Raw genomic sequence first — 16,571 nt, forward strand, 5'->3', positions numbered from 1 at the left:
TGGTCAGGCGGCTACCTCGAGCCGATCACGGTTGGCTTCGGTCGCGTCGGTTGCGGTACTTCCCTGCTGCACTGTCGCCCGGACTTCGTCGGCTTTCACATCGAGCTGCGCACGTCCAGTGCTGAGAAGGCGCCTGGTGTTTGAGAGGCAAGGTGGGCGCTGATCTGCTCGAACGTCCGATCAGATCCCTCTCAACTGCAAGCTTCGACACGCATTCGACTCTTGTTAGGGAGGCGATCGCCGCACCGCTCAGCGTCAGACCCCCGGCTGAGCCGCCGGCGGCAAGCTGCCACTGCGCCCAAGGCGGTAGTCAGAGCGAGTAGCTCCGTACGGATCACGGGAAACGAGACACGTGTAATGAAGGCCGAGTAGCGAACCGGCCTCAACACCCAGGGCGGTAGCGAGGATCCGGGTGGGCAGCAGATGCTTGTCATTCGGGTCATGGACCGCAACCGAATCAGCCAGCACGCCGCGAACTTCGACTACCTCGTACTCGACTCGGGTTCCGCGAGTCTCCTTCTCGTGGTAATGATCCCCGTCGAGCGGTTGTTCGCATAGGCCACAGGTGTTCGCATGGCGGACGGCATTGGTCATGCTCACCACGCTACCTAGCGTCGGGCGCAATGACCGAGGTCTCGGCTGTCTCAGCTAGGGGTTGATCGGGATCTCATAGACGATCTCGCAGTGAGCGGCGGGCACGATGATGTCCGCCGTCTCCCCGGGCCGTCCCTGTCCTCGCGGTCCTTGCGGGGATGCCCGTCGATCCACTGCTGCCAGAGTCCGAGCAGGCGCGAGGAACCGAGCCGCGTAATCAACACCGAGCTTGACGTCGAGGCGGCAGCCTTCTCGGGATGAGCGGACGCGACCGAACGAAGTTCCTCCGGAAGCTGGGCCGGGCACGCGAACGGACTGCCCCTACTCGTCGGCGTCTCAGCCGCCAACGTCCACGACAGCGAAGCGCTGAAGCCGATGGTGGCCGGTCACCAAACGAGACACGACCCCCACCGCGGCCGCCACTTCAAGCCCCAGCGCCTCCACGCGGACAAGGCCTATGGCGTCCCTCACCTGCGTAAATGGTTACACGGCAAGCGCATCGGCGTGCGCGTCGCCCGCAAAGGCATCGAGTCCAGCGAACGACTCGGCCGCCGTAGATGGGTCATCGAACGCACCATCTCCTGGCTGACCGGCTACCGACGACTCAACCACCGCTACGAGCGCCACCCCCGCAACTACCTGGCCTTCCTCGGACTCGCCGCAGCCATCTGCTGCTACAAGCGACTTCTCCGCCTCACCACTCAGGACACGGTCTTAGGAGTTCGATCCGAGCCCGCTTCAGCTACCGCCGTCGACTGGTGCGACGGCCGGATAAGTGTGCTGGTGTGCGCCCCCGTCCGGCGTCGTTGATGTCAGCCGTGGATGTCAGAAGCTTGCGGGTGCGCGGCGTCGCTACGGCGAGGATGCCGGTTTCCGGCGCCTGGTGAGGCGGCGCCAGGCCACCCAGAAATTGATCACAAGCAGGACCGCTGCCGCGATGGGCCAGCCCATGGATCCACCGTTGCGGTAGGTCTCGATGCCCACCGCCAGCAGCATGACGCCGATCACTGGGCCCATCAGGTCCATGAAGGCGTCCAGGCGACTTGCGATCTTCGAAAGGTTGGCCACGGCTTGATCGTGACAGTCAACGCGGTGCTTGCAAAGGAGCAAGGTCAGGACGGCACGGAGCTGCTGCTGTCTGTCTACGTCGAGGCCGACCCCGGTTACCGCCATTAGCTTGGGAAGCTGAGGTGATCTGGGGCTCGCCGCAGGGCTGGCCTGCGGCGGAAAGTTATCGACGCGTGGTGGCGGGTCCCTTGACTCCCCGGTGTTCCCCGTGGTTCCCCGCAGGATCCGGCACGCGTCTGGCACGACCTCTTCGTCCCGAACTCTCGGCTGGATGGCCATTGCGGACCAGGACGCTGGTCGCGAGGTCATCGACGGCCGTTGATAGCCACCTTCGGGTGCGGTGGTTGCTGTACTCCGCTGCTGTGCTGCAACTCCATCACACCCGTGGGCAACCCGGCATCGGGCCTACGATTGACGTGGCCCGCGTCGGTCGGTAGCTGCTTCCCCCCAGTGCCGATCCGTTATGGAGGGGACCTGCCCGTACGAACTAGGCCGGGTCGGGAAGTGACACCGCATTAATTAGCGGAGAATTTTCCGTCCACCGCGAACGCCTGCCGGCTCGCGGGCCGAGTCCGAGGTCGCGTCCGGCACCGCCAAGGTCAAATCGGGCGAACCCGACTCTCCCCGGGCCCTGGTGTATCCCGTCGGCGGACCTCGCCGAAGCCCCGAGGTAAGCCGCAGGTCAAGCAATGGGAAATTCCAGGAACAATGGACTGCTGCAGCAGCTGGAGGCACTCGTTCCGGATACCTGGCCGTGGCATTCTCTCGTGGTCGACAGATATGGGGGATCGGATGCCGGGGCAACTGACAGTCAAGTTAGAGGACCTAGCTCAGGCCGCCGAGGACATCGGCTCGATAGCCAACGCGATCCAGGACCACCTGGCCGAGCTGGACGATGCCGTGCGCCGAATAGCGGACACATGGGAGGGCGACGCCCATGACGCATTCCACGGCTACTGCCGGCAATGGCGCTCCTCCTCCCGTGACTTGCACCGTGCGCTGCGCGACCTGCAGAAAATCGTCGAAACGGCACATGGCAACTACGCGGGGGCGCGGGCCGCCAATGTGCGTATGTGGCGCGGCCGATGAGCCGCCCGGCCGACGGCGGCGGCAGCGGCGGACCCATCAACCTCTATCCGGAGGACCTCTACAGCGTTGGTCTGCACTTCGCGAGCGGTCAGGACACCATCGACTCCATCGCCAGCACGCTGAATGCGGCGCTTCAGAACGCCGGAGGCATGGCGGGAAACGATGACTACGGGCACAAGTTCGGTGCGAAGTACGACCCGGCGGCCAAGGCTCTTTTCACCGCGCTGTCCGCTTCCGCTCGTGCGATCGGCCAGGCGTCCACCGCCTTGGTGACCACTGCCAACAACTTCCTCAAGGCCGACCACCATTCCAACGCCAAGGCAGGCGGCAGCGGGCCCGACCAGTTCTCGCCGCCAGGGGTGTTCACCGATGTGACATACCCGGACCCGGCCTCGGCGATCGGGCCCGGAGACTCCTCCATGCCTGACGCCATCGCCAAGTACTGGCCCAACGGGCACCAGGACAAACTGCGAGCAGCAGCTGACGCGTATCGGACCGCGTCCACCGCCATCGACACCCTCGGTGCAGGACTGCACCGGCACGTGCTGGCCATCACCGAAAACAATTCCGACGACTCCATCGACGCGATGGCCGAATTCTGGAGCAAAATCTGGCAGGACGGCCAGGGCGGCGGTAAAGCTCCACTTTCCACCGCGAAGCACGCCTGCGACGAGCTTGCCAAAGCATGCGACTCCTTCGCTCAGGCCATCGACGACGCGCACAGTCAAACCGAATCCAAGATGGCCGAGGCAGGTATCGCCATCGGCTTGACCACGGCGGCCGGTGTTCTGCTCACCGTCTTCACGGGCGGCGGTTCGGACGCTGCTGCAGGAGCCCTCGACGCAACGGAGGCTGCCGCGATCCTCGGCGATGTCGAGGTCACTCTCGACTCGGCCGTCACCTCTATCGGCACCGAGATGATCGCGGACATCGAGATCTCCCTCCAGGCCGCCGCCGAGGGCGTCCCCGAGATCGAGGCGGTAGACGCCGAGACAACCGAGGTCAGCCAGGTTCTCGAACGAGAGCTCGCCGAGACGGAAGCCCGTGAACCAGCCGGCGTCGGCGGACGCGGGGGAGGCGGCGGAGGCGGCGACGAACCTCCGACCGGAGGTGGCGACGACGAACCGCCCGCGGACGACTCCGGAGATGAAGGACTGCCGAAGTCCTATGAGGAGAAGTCAAAGGCCGTTCGCGACGTCATGTCGGACGACCAAGGGAACCTCGTCGGCGAGGAGGACGCCAAAGGCGTACGCATGGTAACCGAGGAAGAACTGCAGCAGGCGCGTCAAAAACTGTTCGAGCGCCTCGGTGAGCCAGAGATCAAGGCGACGCCCAAGGGGAACATCGAGGTCTGGCGGCTGTCCGATGACCCTCCGTCCACGGTGACGTATCGGCCGTTCAGCAAGTCAGGGGGCCCTACCATTGACATGAACGACGTAGACGGCCTGGACGCCAAGCGACTCCACATACCGCAACACTGAAGGACACGGCATGCCGACGGAAGAGGAATACGGAGAAGAGTTCTCCTACCTGGCCGATTACGTATACGAAGACTGGCTCGGATTCTCCGTGATCACCGGAACAGTCGGAAAGCTCCTCGGCAAGGGGCACAGCATGGAGGAGCGGAATCGGCTCACCCTGCGCATCGTCGGCGATCTGCTGGACCTGGGAGCCAAGGCCGGGGACCTGACCGCCGACGAAGAAAAGCCGTTCGTAGCGTGGGAGACGGACAAGGCCGGGACGCTCTCCAGGATTGCGTTCGAGATGGAAAGCCTTGGCCGCTCCCCGGAATCCGGTGACATCTGCTGGATCACAGTCGACGGGTGACGCCCGCTGATCTCGCGCTTACCGACGCGGCTCAGCGACCGGCTCGACCTTCCGCCGATGCCCGTGTTCGGCAGGCCGCCGACCCGCTGGACATGCCAGTAGACGGCCGTCCGAAAGCGTGACAGCTCTGCGGACGCAACCGCCTGAGGCCGCGGGCGGTGGAAGTTTCCCTATTTCATCAAGCCCCGGCTGCGCCAGGGCACTGGGATATTGGGTGCCCGGGCCCGCCCTGTAGATCTTGACTGCCCAGACTGCCTAGCGGTCACACCCCGATAAAGCTCACTGTTTCTGCCATGTCCGCGCGCCCGGTACGCAGTCGTGGCGCGCCTTCCTTCTCGAATCCCACCGCGACACCGCAGAACAGCGCGAGCCTGTCATCGGCTCCCACCATCTGGCTGACGGTCTTGCGATACATCGTCCACATCACCTGAGGGCAGCTGTGCAGCCCTTCCGCCCTCAGCAACAGCATGACCGTCTGCAGGTACATCCCCGCGTCCCCCCACTGTCCGGGCCCCATCGTCCGGTCGAGGTAGCAGAACAGCACGACCGGCGCCCCGAACGCCCCCGAGTTCAAGGCGGCGATCTTTGTGGGCCTGTCGGGGTCGTCGCGCTCGATGCCCAGCGCTTTGTACCGCTGGGCGGCCGCGGCGGAAAAGCGATCCAGATACGGCGAGGTCAGTTCGGCCGGGTACATCGGATACTCCCGCTCATCACCCGGGTCCCCCGCCAGTGCCCTGGCGGTCGCGCGCTTCTTCAGTTCGGCCAGGGGCTCGCCGGTCACGACGTATACATGCCACGGCTGGAGGTTCCCACTCGACGGAGCCCGCGTAGCTGCAGTCAGCACTCGGTCGAGTACCTCTTTCGGCACTGGCTCATCGCTGAACGCCCGTACGGCCCGGCGGCTGTCCACGGCTTCATACACATCCACGTCTTCTCGTCCCCATCTGGTCCGCGAGGTGATCCGGAGGAACGCTCTAAATGACGGCGCTTCGCTCGGCCAAGTTGCGCCGCGACTCGGGGATGCGGGGGTCCGAAAGCTGGTTCAAGTCGCGGATGACTTCGCGGGGCAAGTGGTGTTCGTGGATCTGTTCGGGCGCTAGGGCCTCGGCCTCCATGAGTGCTGCTGTGGCCTCGCCGACGTGTCGCCGCTGCGCGTGCGCTCCCGCCACGTCAAGCAAGAAACGTGACTGCCGTTCGGGCGACAGACCCGATGCGTCAACATGTTGGGCCACCTCTAGGGCAAGCCCTGCGTCTCGCAACTCCACTGCCGTGCTCGCGGCGTGGATCTCGACGTTGGTCGGCCCGAACTCCGTGTCGAAGTCATTGCGGTCTCCGCCCAACCGCGTTGCGATTCCGCGTGCTCGGTCGATGTGCTCATGAGTCCGCCCTCGGGTGCCCTCCCTCGCGTTGATTACGGCGAGGACGAGATTCAACGCGCCGAACAGAGACAGCTATTGTCTCGGTGCGGGCACCTCCGGCTCGGAAAGCGCATCCACCAGCCGCAAGACCGTGTTGTGGCTGACGGTCACCCAACACGTCGGTCAGACGGGCGCCGGCCCGGCCTGCCAGGGCCAGAGCGACCGCGGCCAGAGTGGCACGGAGCCACTCGGTTCGGCGGTCTGGGACTACGCGGCCCCCGGCTGCTGGTGATCATTGTGGGGTGGCGTATCCCGCGCGGGGAGGCGTTGGGGTGTCGCTGACCGTGGCCGGCTGATCGCGCCACAGCGAGATGCCCAAGCCGATCAAGGCCACTCCGGTCGGAACGGCCAACGGCCGATTGAACGACTCCGGAAGTACCGCGAGCGCGACTGTGGCGACGGTGCCTGCGGCGAGGAGCGCCGCGGCCCACCGGGCGAGGACGCGAGCCCGGAACAGGGCGATACCGAACAGGCACCCGCCCGCAAAATAACCGACGGAGCTGAGGACGAAGACGGTCTGCATGGCGCCGATGCCATGGGTTGCGGTGCCGCCGAAGGCGACGGCGAGGACGTCTGAGACGTAGCCGGGCGCTGTGTGCGCGAGTGCGGGCAGAACAGCGGCGGCGACGACCTCGATGCTCAGCATGAGCAGATAGCCGGCGGCGAACAACGCATAGCCGAGGAAGCCGAGAATCCCAGTTTCCCGAACTTGACGCAGGTACATGCCGGTGATGCCGGCGAGCGCCAGCGCGGCCATGAGCGCCTTTGCTGTGCTGCGCACGGCCCAGTCGGTGGTGGTGACCGACGAGAGGTCCATGCCTGGATGGTTGATCTGGACCCCGATGAACAGCATCCCCGCGATCGCGGCGGAGATTCCGGCGGCCCGCGAGAGCCTCTTTGTGGTGGGGGTCATGGGGGGCTGCTTCGTCCTGAGGGGTCCTGGCGTCGCGCTCATGCCTTGCTCCTCCGAGGGGGTATACGGCGGGGGTGTACGACGTACACCTTTGGTGCGGCAAAGCTAGGTGTACTATGTACACCTGTCAAGGCTGGACATCGGTCAGGAGGTCTAGGGCTCCGATGCAGGACACCGCCGCAGCCGCCGGACGGGACCGGCTCAACCGCGCCAAGGTGCTACGCGCCGCCGTCGAGTTGGCGGATGAGGACGGCTTCGAGGCACTGACCATGCGCAGGCTGGCGGCCCGGCTCGGCGTCGTGCCCATGGCGCTCTACAAGCATGTGGCGGACAAGCGCGAGCTGCTTGACGGCATGGTCGACCTGGTCTTCGCCGAGGTCGAGGTGCCCGTCGACGTCGACTGGCGTACCGCCATGCGCGCACGCGCCTCGTCGATGCGGCAGGCTCTGCTCCGGCACCCGTGGGCGGTTGGCCGGATGGAGACGGGTACTCCAGGGCCGGCGAACCTGCACCACCACAACGCTGTGATGCGGTGCCTCCGCCGTGACGCAGGCTTTCCTTTCCGCATGGCCGTGCACGCGTACAACCTGATGGACGCCTACATCTACGGGTTCGCCCTCCAGGAGAAGACCCTCGCCGGCGATATCCCGGCAGAGGCGGCGCGACGACGAGAAGCCGTCGTCGACCGGCAACCGTCGGGGACCGACGACTACCCCTACCTCGCCGAGGTGGTCACGGAACTGGCGAAGACCGGGTTCGACTTCGCCGATGAGTTCGAGTTCGGGCTCGGCCTCATCCTCGATGGCCTCAGTCGCACGCGTCAGCACGCACCGACGGGCACCTCCCACACGCCCGAGACCGGGCCGAACCCGCCGCAGCGGCCGTCAACTCGGTGACGCCGATTCCCGAACGTCCTTCCGCCGGCCGATGGAACAGCAGCAGCATCGGCAGGTTCCAGACCTTCTCCGCGATGTCGTAGCTGGGCAGCATCGGGATCGCACCTGTTCGGGGATCACGGCCGCGGGCGGTGATCGTGCTGCGGACGTCAACCAGTTCGGGGCTGACGAGGAGCAGCTGCTCCTCGTCGGTCTTGGCCGGGTGGAATCGGTCAGACCCGGAAGTCGTCGGCGTGGTCCCGCGCCCAGGTCGCGAAGGTGCGCGCGGGGTGGCCGGTCAGCTCCTGCACGGACGGGGTGAGATCGACCGGGGAGCCGTCGTTGGACTGCCACCAGTCGAGCAGGGAGTCGGCGAAGGCGGCCGGGACGTACTCGGCCGTCTCCTCCCTCCACTCCTCGCGGGTGACCTCACGGATGGGGATGGACCGCCCGGTCACCCGGCTCAGGACGTCGATCTGCTCGGCGAAGGTGAGGGACTCCGGACCGGTCAGGGTGTACGGGCGTCCGCCCAGGCCGGCATCGATGAGTACGGCGAGGGCGGCCTCACCGATGTCGGCCTCATGGATGGGGTCGCAGTGGGAACCGGGGAAGGGCAGGCTGATCGGCCGGCCCGACCGCAGGCTCCAGCTCCAGGCCAGCGCGTTGCTCGCGAACGCTCCGGGGCGCAGCGAGGTCGTGCGGAGGGAGGAGGCGTCGAGCGCCTTTTCCACGTCCAGGTGGGACTTGGCCAGCGGGCTGTTCTCGGCGTCGGGGGCGAGGACTGCCGCGGAGGACAGGAGCACGACGTGCTCGACCCCTGCGCTGGTGGCCTCGTGGGCGAACTCGCCGATCCTGGAAGGCTCGGCATAAAGGAAGACCGAGGTCACCCCCTTTAGCGCCGTAGTGAAAGTGGACGGGTCGGTCAGGTCGCAGTGGACGGTGTCCGGGTCGCCGGGGCGGCTGGAGGCCGCCCGAACGGCAAGCCCACGCTCGCGCAGCAGGCCGATGAGGGTCCGGGCGACGGCGCCGCGGCTCCCGGTGACGAGAACGGTCATCTTGGTGATCCCTTTCAGTGGGGGCGTGACGAGGCAGACTTCGCGCCCATGGCCGGGCGTGGAAGCAGATGGTGAGCCGGTGGCCAGGGAAAGCGCCCCGGCGGCGCGGGATAGACTGCCGGGCGTTACGAAGATACTTCGCGGCGAAGTATCTTCGCGGCGAAGATAAATCTGAGGCTTGGAGGTGCCGGATGTCAAACCGGTCGGAGTTGCTCGCGCGTGTCGTCGGTGAGAGCCAGCGGCACTACGCGGCGTACACGCTGTTCAACCAGGCGCTCGCCGACCGGATCGGGCTGCACCCCACCGATGTGCAGTGCATCGCGCTGCTCGATCTGGAGCCCGGACCAGTGACGACCGGGGAGATCGCCCGCCTCACCGGCCTGGCGTCCGGATCGGCGTCCAGGCTGGTCGACCGCTTGGAGAAAGCGGGGTTCGTGGAGCGGCGGCACGACCCGAACGATCGCAGGCGGGCTCTGGTCGCTCTCGCCCCTGACGCGGCGGCGCGGATCGCGGAGGTGTGGGAAACCCCGGGCAAGGCGTTCGGTGCGATGCTCGACCGCTACAGCGACGAACAACTGGAGATCATCGCCGACTACCTCCGCAAGGCCGCCGAGGTGGGCCGCGACCAGGCCCGCCGCCTCGGCACCGAAACGGCGTAGCGCCCCCAAGACCTGACGTCCCGGACGACGGTGTTTCGGGCGGCTCCATCTGGGGATTCCGCTGATGGCGATGCCGATGCCAGTGGCTCCTCAGACGGTAGCTCCGGTAAGACTCCCGGCGGCGCCTATGAATATGCGTCGAGCGCTGACCAGGGAACCAGCCAGAGCAGTAGCGGAACTTCCGGTAGCAGCGAGGGCGAAACCACTACCGTCTATGAGACGAGAGCATCGTCGGGTGACTGTGAATCATGCGCCGGGTGTGGCAGGGGAACGTCTGCCTGCCGGCCGGCGTCCAGCGCCCTGGCGACCATTCGGGCAGCGAGCCGGGGCTTGGTGGCGAAGGCGAGGCTGTCGGGGATGCCGGCCACCCGGCAGCGGTCGGGGTCGTCGGTCCACGAGCGCGGCACATACAGGGCCCGGTCGATAGCCGCGTGCCCACGTGCGGTGCGGCGGAGTAGACCAGGTACCCGGCGACCTGGGAGTTCTCGGTGCGGCCGGCCGTGCCGGTGTATTGGCGCTGCACGCCGACCGTCGCGGTGCCCTTCTTCAGGTCTCCGGTCTCGTCGACCACGAGCACGGCCTCGTCGTCGTGGAGGTGCTCGACCACGTACGCGCGTAGATCGTCGCGGACCGCATCGGCGTCCCACTTCGCACGGTGCAGCAGGTGCTGCATGCCGTCCGGGGTGCGATCGCCCCGCATGCTGCTGGGCCAGCGTCCAGCAGTTCTTTCTCGGCAGGGCGGACAGCAGACCCAGGACCAACGCCTCTGCGTGGCGCCGCGGTTCGACCCTCGTGAAGCGGCCCGCGATGCGGCCCATCAGCTGATCGAACATCGACCGCCACCAGGCAGGTACCACACTGCGACCTGCGGCCACCGCCTATCTTCGTTTGTCGACACAGCTCAGGATGATCAACGGTGGCCACAGACGTCTGCGCACTGGCCGTGACCAGCAAGATGACGGTCTACGGCGGAGCATCAGCGCATCAAGGCAATGGCCTTTACCTGCAGACAGCAGCCGAGTGTGCCATCTGGACAGAGCACTATTTCCAAAATTGTCAACCGCACATGAAAGAGGCGTCCAAGAACAGCGATTTCCGACAAAGTCAATAACATTCCGCGATTGGTTATCTCGCCTGGCACGTGATATTCAATTGAGCGCCAATCGCCACCGGCCTGCGCGGGGGACCACGCCATGAACGAGTACTCGACCGACGCCGCCTGGCGCGTCGATCGTCGCTGCACCAACTGCGACGCCGCCCGGCAGCTCGCACCGGGACTGATCGCCGAGGTCGCCGGCCGCTCCTCGGTCGTCCGCCAGCCGCGCACCGCCGCGGAGGAAAAGGCGTTACATGCCGCGGCATTCGCGTGCCACACCCGATCGATCCGGCACGGCGCACGCGGACCGCACCCGGTACTCGACCCCTTCCCGCTGCGCCTTACCGAGCACGTGCACCTGTGCGGGCACAACTCGCCGCACACTGCCGGCGCGAACTCCTACCTGCTGCGCCGACCAGCTGGAAATCTGATGATGATCGACACGCCGCGCTGGAGTTCCGCACTGGCCACGAAATACTCCGCCCTCGGCCCGATCACCGATGTGCTGCTCACCCATCGCGACCACGCCGCGCACGGCCGCCAATACGCCGACCGGTTCGGCGCCCGCCTGTGGATCCACGAAGGCGACCTGGCCTCCGCGCCGGACGCCGACGGCATTCTCCGGGGCAGCGAGCCGATCGAGATCACCGACGGCGTGACCGCTCACCCGCTGCCCGGGCACACCGAGGGCAGCGTGCTGTACCTCGCCGACGACACCTACTGCTTCAGCGGTGACAGTTTCTACTGGTCCCGGACCGCGGACGACGTCGCCGTTGCCGAGTCGGTCACCTGGTACTCCATCACCGAACTGGCCGCATCGCTGGCCCGTACGGCACCGCGCGTGCGCTTCGAATGGCTACTGCCAGGCCATGGCGACCGCAAGCAGTTGCCTGGCGACGAGTTCGCCCACCGGATGCACGACCTGGTCGGCCGCACCGCAGAGCTCTCGCCCCGACCCATCGACTTCACAGCACTGCGCTGGTAACTCACCCTGCTCCGCACCGAGGAGAAACCGTGTCGCACCTTGCTCCCGGCGTCATCCACATCGCCACATCCAAGACCAACAACGCCTACCTGATCGACGGTGACGACGGCCTGACCCTCGTCGACGTCGGCAACGGCAAAGCCGTCGATCTGCTGCTGCGCACGATCGCCGAGTTGGGCCGAGACCCTGCCGACCTGAACCGGATCGTGCTCACCCATGCCCACCCCGACCACGTACAGGGCGCGCCCGCACTGCGGGAGCACACCAGCGCCCGTGTCCTGATCCATGCAGCCGACGCCGCTTGGCTGGCCAACGGACGGGTGCCGGTGGACGGCCGGTCCAGCCCGGCAGCCCGGCGGTTCGACCAGCTTCCGGTCGCGCATTGGACGCCGTTCAAACCCGATGCGACGGTCGAAGACGGCGAACTCATCGCCGGTTCCGGCGGGTTACGTGTGATTCACACGCCAGGCCATTCACCCGGCCATATTGCGCTGCTGCACGAACCCACCCGCACGGCGCTGGTCGGCGACGCAGTGTTCCACGCCCGCCGCCTTGGCTACGGGCCGGCCACCTTCGCCGCTGAGCCCGCAGCCCGCGCATCCGGCGCCGCCCGGATTCCCACCAACGTCACCGCAGTCGGCTTCGGCCACGGCACCCCGCTGACCGGACCGGGAGTGGATGCGTTCCAGGCATTCCTGGCCCAGCAACGCTGACCGCGATCCCGCGCAACTCGTGCTTGTGGGCCACTACACCAGGCTCAGCTTGGGCAGATCAGAGGAACCAAGCGCGTCGTATCACGATCTACGGCTGGAGTACTGAGCAGGTGCTGCATCCCTGCCGCACTGCTGTCGCCGGCATGCTCGGCGATCGTCCAGCAGTTCTTCCGCGAGAGCTCTGCCAGCAGGCCCAGCACGAACGCCCGTGCCCTGCGACGTGGCTCCACCCGAGTGAACCGCCCGCCTCCTTCGCCATCAGGCTGTCGAATACCGGCTGCCACCGGGCGGGGTCTACGCTGTGGCCCGCGACCACCGGCTGATCTTCGTCTTTCCATACAACCGACGATGGTCAATGGTGGCCGTGCCCTCCTATGCCACCCAGCGGTACAGGGCCTTTTCGTCCTCGCCGAAGGCATGAACCAAGGCAGCCAAGCTGCTCAGGATCCAATCGTCGGTCTTGAGCGACGTGGACATGAAGGAGCGCGGATGAGCGTGATGGGGGTCTGGGTGGTCGGCGTCGTGGCGGACGATGCCGTTGAGGAAGCGCGTCGCCGATTCCCCGACGCGGCAGGCGCCCACGGCACGTGGCCGGAGTCGTCCACCGACATGAGCTGGTGGCGCGAGCGGCTCGAGCCCGCGGGGTTGTTCGACGGGACGCCCGAGCGGCCGTCGCGCATCGACGAAATCGTGCGTTTCGCCGACGCGGTCGACAGAGTCCGGAACGATGAGACCAAGGTGGACGAGTTCCAGGACTATCTGCTTCACGCGGTCCCGCAGCAAGAGAGCGAAGGCATGTTCTGCGCCGCCGTACCCAGGGGTGATGGCGCGGCCGCGCTCATGTGGGGGCTCGGCCTCGACGCGACGCTCAGACTCCCAGGCTGCTGCGGGCAGTTCCTGTTCGATGCCGCTCAGGTACAAGCCGCGCTCCCCGCGACCGAGCAGGCGCTCGTCCTTCACCAGCCGCGTCGGGCCAACGCGGCCGCCCGGATACGGATATGGCTGGACGAGATGGCGGACGACCCGAACCACGACGTCGACGAGCTACTCAACGGCCCGCTTCGGGTGCTGCGTTACGCGGCGCGCACGGGACTTGGCGCGGTCGGACTGACCCTTTGGTACTGATGGGACTCGTCGACGCGGTGGCTCCTGATCACAATCTACGGCTGGAGTATTAGACACCTTGATTATCCGAAGTCGCGCTCTATTTGGGCCCGACCAACCGGTCAAGCGGATACTGAATGGCAAGCATGACGTCTCGTCATACGAGAACCGCACCGCGTCCTGCCGGACAGGCTCTCGATCTCCTCGGTGATCCGGTCGAGGACGGGTTGGAACGTCAACAGCGTGATCACATGATGACGTGCGGGGTGGTGGCGCACGCGTGGCCATCCCACACGGCACGGGCTGCCCGGCCTACGCCTGGCCCGTGCCCCAGCCAAGGTCCACCGGCGTGCTGGTGCCGAGGCCGCCGACCTTTCCGGGGTAGAGGTGGCGGTGCCGTCGTTCCAGTGGCGCATGAGGTCGATGCGCGGTGGCTCCCGGTGTCGATGACGACGCGGGCGCCGCGTCGTCGCTGCGGATGCAGCCGATGTCACGGTCGGGTATGACGGTGACGACGGGGACCTGAGGCGTCGCCGCCTGGATCGCCACCGTGGGCGACATCGGCTTCCGGCTCACGGTCCCCGGCGATTGGTCCAGATCCGCGGCCGGGTGGGGGCCGTGGGGTCCTGCAGCCGGAACCGTTTACGGAAGGGCCAGCCGCTCGGCTCACTCCTCCCATTCGTCGGTCCCAGGGGCGGTAGAAGGCTCGCAGCTGCGCGGCTCCGCCTCGTGCTGCCTCGTTGGCGTATATCTGTACTTACCTCGCACAGGGCTATATCCGTCTGAACCGAGAGGGTGCCGCACGCATGCCCGGCACCCTCTGCCGGCTCGTAGGCGCTTTTGATTCCCTTTGGCGACCATCCTGACGGCTGCGGACTGCTTCGGATGGACTCCCGTCTGACACCACCCGCACTGCGATCGTGCCGCCGCTAGTGCCGTGACCACACAGGTTCGCCGGATTCGGCTTTGCTCTAGGATCCGATGGGTATGGGGGAAAGTGTTCATAGCCGCTGGCGCGCGATTCGCATGATCGCCGTGGCGTTGGTCGGGGTGGCCGCACTGGCCGTGCTGTTCGTCGTGCTTCTGGTCCTTCCAGGGATGGTGGTGGACCACGATCTCGCCGGCGGCCACCTTGCCGCCGCGGATCGGATGAACGCGGTGAACAACGTGCGTACCACGCTCCTGCAGGCGGTCGGTGGCTCTGTCGTCCTGTTCGGCGCCTACGCCACCTGGCGGCAGTTGCGTGTCAGCCAGGACGGGCTGAACGCCACCCGGGAGGGCAATGTCACCGATCGCTTCAGCCGGGCTGTAGAACAGCTCGGCAGTGACAAGCTGGACGTGCGGATCGGCGGCATCTATGCACTGTGGCGGATCGCGGACCACTCCGCCCGTGACCACGAGGCCGTCGTCTCGATCATGGCGGCATACCTTCGGACGCACCTGCCGTGGCCGCCACAGGAGCCGGGTGCCCTGGCGGCGGACGCCTCGATCAACTCGGTGCGCCCGCTGGAGACTCGTGCCGCCGATGCTCAAGTGGCGCTCACCTGCCTTGGGGTCCTTGGCCAGGAACGCAGACCGGGTTGGCTCAACGTCAGCTTCACCGACCTTCGTCGAGCCGACTGCGACGGGCTGTGGCTGAACGGCGTCAACCTCGACGCCACATGCCTGGAAGCGGCGAGCGTGTACCAGGCCAACCTGAGCGGGGCGTCACTGATCGAGGCCAACCTGCGGCATGCCGAACTCGGGACGTCGATTCTCCACCAGGTGCGCTGTCTCGAAGCCGATCTGCGCGGCGCACGCCTGGTCAAGGCCGACCTGCGGGAGGCGGACTTCTCCAGTGCGGATCTCAGGGAGGCGAACCTGCGCAAGGCTCGGGCCCATGGGGCGGCAAATGCATCGCCGGAACATCTGGCTTGCGCAGCCGGTAGATGGGGGATCCGCTGGCGATCGACTGCGTGGCTGTCTTCAGATGGGTGCGCTCCAGGTCGTCCCACGGTTCGATGGCGGCGACCAGTTTCAGAAGGCGTGCACGCGGTTGACCGTCAGGGGCGGCGAGCAGGTGTTCAGTTGAGGTCATCTGTGCATGCTGGCAGGGGCCGCTGACAACGGTGCTCGACCGACACGACCGACACCATCCACCGGGGACACCTGGAGAGGTACGTGACCGTCGACGAGAAGCCGGACCCGGATGAGCCCCGACTTCTGGTTGTGACGTTTCTGTCGTGCGTGTGGCTGGCAGCGCAGGCGGCTGTCTGTCTGTGAGTCTCTCCGGTCTGTACCGCGGCGCTGCCAGACGCGCTATTCGCCGTCGTCGAGGGCCCGATAGTCGCGGCTGTGCGGCAGGCCGTTCACCAACTGCAGGAACTCGTCGTGCAGTCGACCGTTGGTGATGAGCACCGACATGTCGCCTTCCAGCACGGACGCTCCGTCCAGGTCGGTCACCCGGCCGCCCGCCTCCGTGACGATGACGGGCATCGGAGCGACGTCTTCATAGCCCATCGGCGGACCGGCGATGACGCCGGCATCGACTCGGCCCGTCACCAGAGCCGCGATCATGCCGGTTGAGGGCATCAGCAGGACCCGGCGGTGGAGAGCGCAAAGGAGTTCTTCCGGCCAACCGGCCGGGTTGTGCATCAACGTCCTCGCCCCGCCCAGGTTGGTCCGTTCCGTGACCTGGGCGCGGCGGCCCGATGGCAGATCCGGGTCCGGTCCCGGCAGCACCCAGCAGCCCAATCCGCGGCCCGCCGCGATCATCTGCTGGCTCAGCGGCATGTTGATCACGCCGATGGCCGGCCCGTGCTCGTCCTCGTAGGCGAGATCGTTCGAGAACAGCGGCACTCGGTGGGTGAAGTATGTCGTGCCGTTGATGGGGTCGATGATCCATCGCCGTCCTGACAACCCGCCGGTCGAGCCGGCCTCCTCTCCGAAGATCCCGTCGTCCGGCATCCGCCGGCTCAACTCGTCCCTCATCAGCTCCTCAACCGCCACGTCGATCTCGGTGACCTCGGTGCCGTCCTCCTTGAGACGGCTGTGCCAGTCATCGCTGAAGAAGCGTCGCGCCGACAACTGCCCGGCACGACCGGCCAGGCGAACAGCGAAGTCCAGAAGCTCCCGGTCGACGGGCGGGGCATCGAACGCGTAGTCCATCCGCCGAGCCTTTCACGGCTCTGGCCTG

Annotated in this window: 16 protein-coding genes and 4 pseudogenes; 10 read left to right on the forward strand and 10 right to left on the reverse strand. The window is 66.6% G+C overall.

Features of this window, described 5'->3' with window-relative positions; genetic code table 11:
• Positions 1-648: 648 nt before the first annotated feature.
• Positions 649-732, reverse strand: a pseudogene (locus N8I84_RS39735) (GntR family transcriptional regulator); the annotation flags it as partial.
• Positions 733-900: 168 nt separating this feature from the next.
• Here N8I84_RS39735 and N8I84_RS39740 point away from each other — a divergent pair.
• Positions 901-1,296, forward strand: a pseudogene (locus tag N8I84_RS39740) (transposase); the annotation flags it as partial.
• Between the two features lie 150 nt (positions 1,297-1,446).
• Here the strand turns inward: N8I84_RS39740 and N8I84_RS39745 are convergent.
• Positions 1,447-1,662, reverse strand: a complete 216-nt coding sequence (locus tag N8I84_RS39745; protein WP_263234373.1) for a hypothetical protein — start codon at positions 1,660-1,662, stop codon at positions 1,447-1,449.
• A gap of 792 nt (positions 1,663-2,454) precedes the next feature.
• Here N8I84_RS39745 and N8I84_RS39750 point away from each other — a divergent pair.
• From N8I84_RS39750 to N8I84_RS39760, 3 genes are read left to right on the forward strand one after another with little or no spacing between them, the layout of a single operon-like run.
• Positions 2,455-2,751, forward strand: coding sequence for a WXG100 family type VII secretion target (locus N8I84_RS39750; RefSeq protein WP_263234374.1), 297 nt, complete (start codon positions 2,455-2,457; stop codon positions 2,749-2,751).
• Positions 2,748-4,232, forward strand: a complete 1,485-nt coding sequence (locus N8I84_RS39755) for a WXG100-like domain-containing protein (protein WP_263234375.1) — start codon at positions 2,748-2,750, stop codon at positions 4,230-4,232. The genes N8I84_RS39750 and N8I84_RS39755 overlap by 4 nt, the downstream gene beginning before the upstream one ends.
• Before the next feature lie 10 nt (positions 4,233-4,242).
• Positions 4,243-4,578, forward strand: coding sequence for a hypothetical protein (locus N8I84_RS39760; RefSeq protein WP_263234376.1), 336 nt, complete (start codon positions 4,243-4,245; stop codon positions 4,576-4,578).
• Between the two features lie 262 nt (positions 4,579-4,840).
• Here the strand turns inward: N8I84_RS39760 and N8I84_RS39765 are convergent, their stop codons facing one another.
• From N8I84_RS39765 to N8I84_RS39775, 3 genes are all read right to left on the reverse strand, one after another.
• Positions 4,841-5,506, reverse strand: coding sequence for a nitroreductase (locus N8I84_RS39765; RefSeq protein WP_263234377.1), 666 nt, complete (start codon positions 5,504-5,506; stop codon positions 4,841-4,843).
• A 46-nt stretch (positions 5,507-5,552) separates the two neighbouring features.
• A complete protein-coding gene (locus tag N8I84_RS39770; RefSeq protein WP_263234378.1) occupies positions 5,553-6,011 on the reverse strand; it encodes a hypothetical protein in 459 nt (152 codons plus the stop codon).
• Positions 6,012-6,228: 217 nt separating this feature from the next.
• Positions 6,229-6,951, reverse strand: coding sequence for a hypothetical protein (locus N8I84_RS39775; protein WP_263234379.1), 723 nt, complete (start codon positions 6,949-6,951; stop codon positions 6,229-6,231).
• A 122-nt stretch (positions 6,952-7,073) separates the two neighbouring features.
• On the opposite strand from N8I84_RS39775, the gene N8I84_RS39780 reads away from it, so the two are divergent.
• Positions 7,074-7,805, forward strand: coding sequence for a TetR/AcrR family transcriptional regulator C-terminal domain-containing protein (locus tag N8I84_RS39780; RefSeq protein WP_263234381.1), 732 nt, complete (start codon positions 7,074-7,076; stop codon positions 7,803-7,805).
• 212 nt (positions 7,806-8,017) lie between these two features.
• Here the strand turns inward: N8I84_RS39780 and N8I84_RS39785 are convergent, their stop codons facing one another.
• Positions 8,018-8,839 (reverse strand): SDR family oxidoreductase, encoded by an 822-nt coding sequence (locus N8I84_RS39785; protein ID WP_263234382.1) that lies wholly within the window; start codon positions 8,837-8,839, stop codon positions 8,018-8,020.
• A gap of 191 nt (positions 8,840-9,030) precedes the next feature.
• Here N8I84_RS39785 and N8I84_RS39790 point away from each other — a divergent pair, with 191 nt between their 5' ends.
• Entirely contained in the window at positions 9,031-9,498 is a 468-nt protein-coding gene (locus tag N8I84_RS39790) for a MarR family winged helix-turn-helix transcriptional regulator (RefSeq protein WP_263234384.1), read from the forward strand.
• A gap of 287 nt (positions 9,499-9,785) precedes the next feature.
• Here N8I84_RS39790 and N8I84_RS39795 read toward each other — a convergent pair.
• Positions 9,786-10,316 (reverse strand): annotated as a pseudogene (locus N8I84_RS39795) (IS701 family transposase); the annotation flags it as partial.
• A 375-nt stretch (positions 10,317-10,691) separates the two neighbouring features.
• On the opposite strand from N8I84_RS39795, the gene N8I84_RS39800 reads away from it, so the two are divergent.
• Both N8I84_RS39800 and N8I84_RS39805 read left to right on the forward strand, forming a co-directional pair.
• The gene (locus N8I84_RS39800) at positions 10,692-11,579 is read left to right on the forward strand and encodes an MBL fold metallo-hydrolase (protein ID WP_263234385.1); all 888 of its coding nucleotides are present in this window, start codon (positions 10,692-10,694) and stop codon (positions 11,577-11,579) included.
• A gap of 29 nt (positions 11,580-11,608) precedes the next feature.
• Positions 11,609-12,292 (forward strand): MBL fold metallo-hydrolase, encoded by a 684-nt coding sequence (locus N8I84_RS39805; RefSeq protein ID WP_263234386.1) that lies wholly within the window; start codon positions 11,609-11,611, stop codon positions 12,290-12,292.
• 71 nt (positions 12,293-12,363) lie between these two features.
• On the opposite strand, the pseudogene N8I84_RS39810 reads toward N8I84_RS39805, so the two are convergent.
• Positions 12,364-12,564: pseudogene (locus tag N8I84_RS39810) on the reverse strand (IS701 family transposase); the annotation flags it as partial.
• A gap of 217 nt (positions 12,565-12,781) precedes the next feature.
• On the opposite strand from N8I84_RS39810, the gene N8I84_RS39815 reads away from it, so the two are divergent.
• Positions 12,782-13,417 (forward strand): hypothetical protein, encoded by a 636-nt coding sequence (locus N8I84_RS39815; RefSeq protein WP_263234387.1) that lies wholly within the window; start codon positions 12,782-12,784, stop codon positions 13,415-13,417.
• Positions 13,418-13,708: 291 nt separating this feature from the next.
• On the opposite strand, the gene N8I84_RS39820 is transcribed toward N8I84_RS39815, so the two are convergent.
• On the reverse strand, positions 13,709-13,972 hold the full coding sequence (locus tag N8I84_RS39820) for a hypothetical protein (RefSeq protein ID WP_263234388.1): 264 nt from the start codon (positions 13,970-13,972) through the stop codon (positions 13,709-13,711).
• Positions 13,973-14,422: 450 nt separating this feature from the next.
• Between N8I84_RS39820 and N8I84_RS39825 the strand changes: the two genes are divergently transcribed.
• Positions 14,423-15,499: a pentapeptide repeat-containing protein gene (locus N8I84_RS39825; protein ID WP_263234389.1), complete on the forward strand. Its 1,077-nt coding sequence runs from the start codon at positions 14,423-14,425 to the stop codon at positions 15,497-15,499.
• A gap of 195 nt (positions 15,500-15,694) precedes the next feature.
• Here the strand turns inward: N8I84_RS39825 and N8I84_RS39830 are convergent, their stop codons facing one another.
• Positions 15,695-16,543: an inositol monophosphatase family protein gene (locus N8I84_RS39830; RefSeq protein WP_263234390.1), complete on the reverse strand. Its 849-nt coding sequence runs from the start codon at positions 16,541-16,543 to the stop codon at positions 15,695-15,697.
• Positions 16,544-16,571 lie beyond the last annotated feature (28 nt).

Origin of the sequence: Streptomyces cynarae (assembly GCF_025642135.1) — a bacterium.
In the GTDB taxonomy this organism is placed as follows: domain Bacteria; phylum Actinomycetota; class Actinomycetes; order Streptomycetales; family Streptomycetaceae; genus Streptomyces; species Streptomyces cynarae.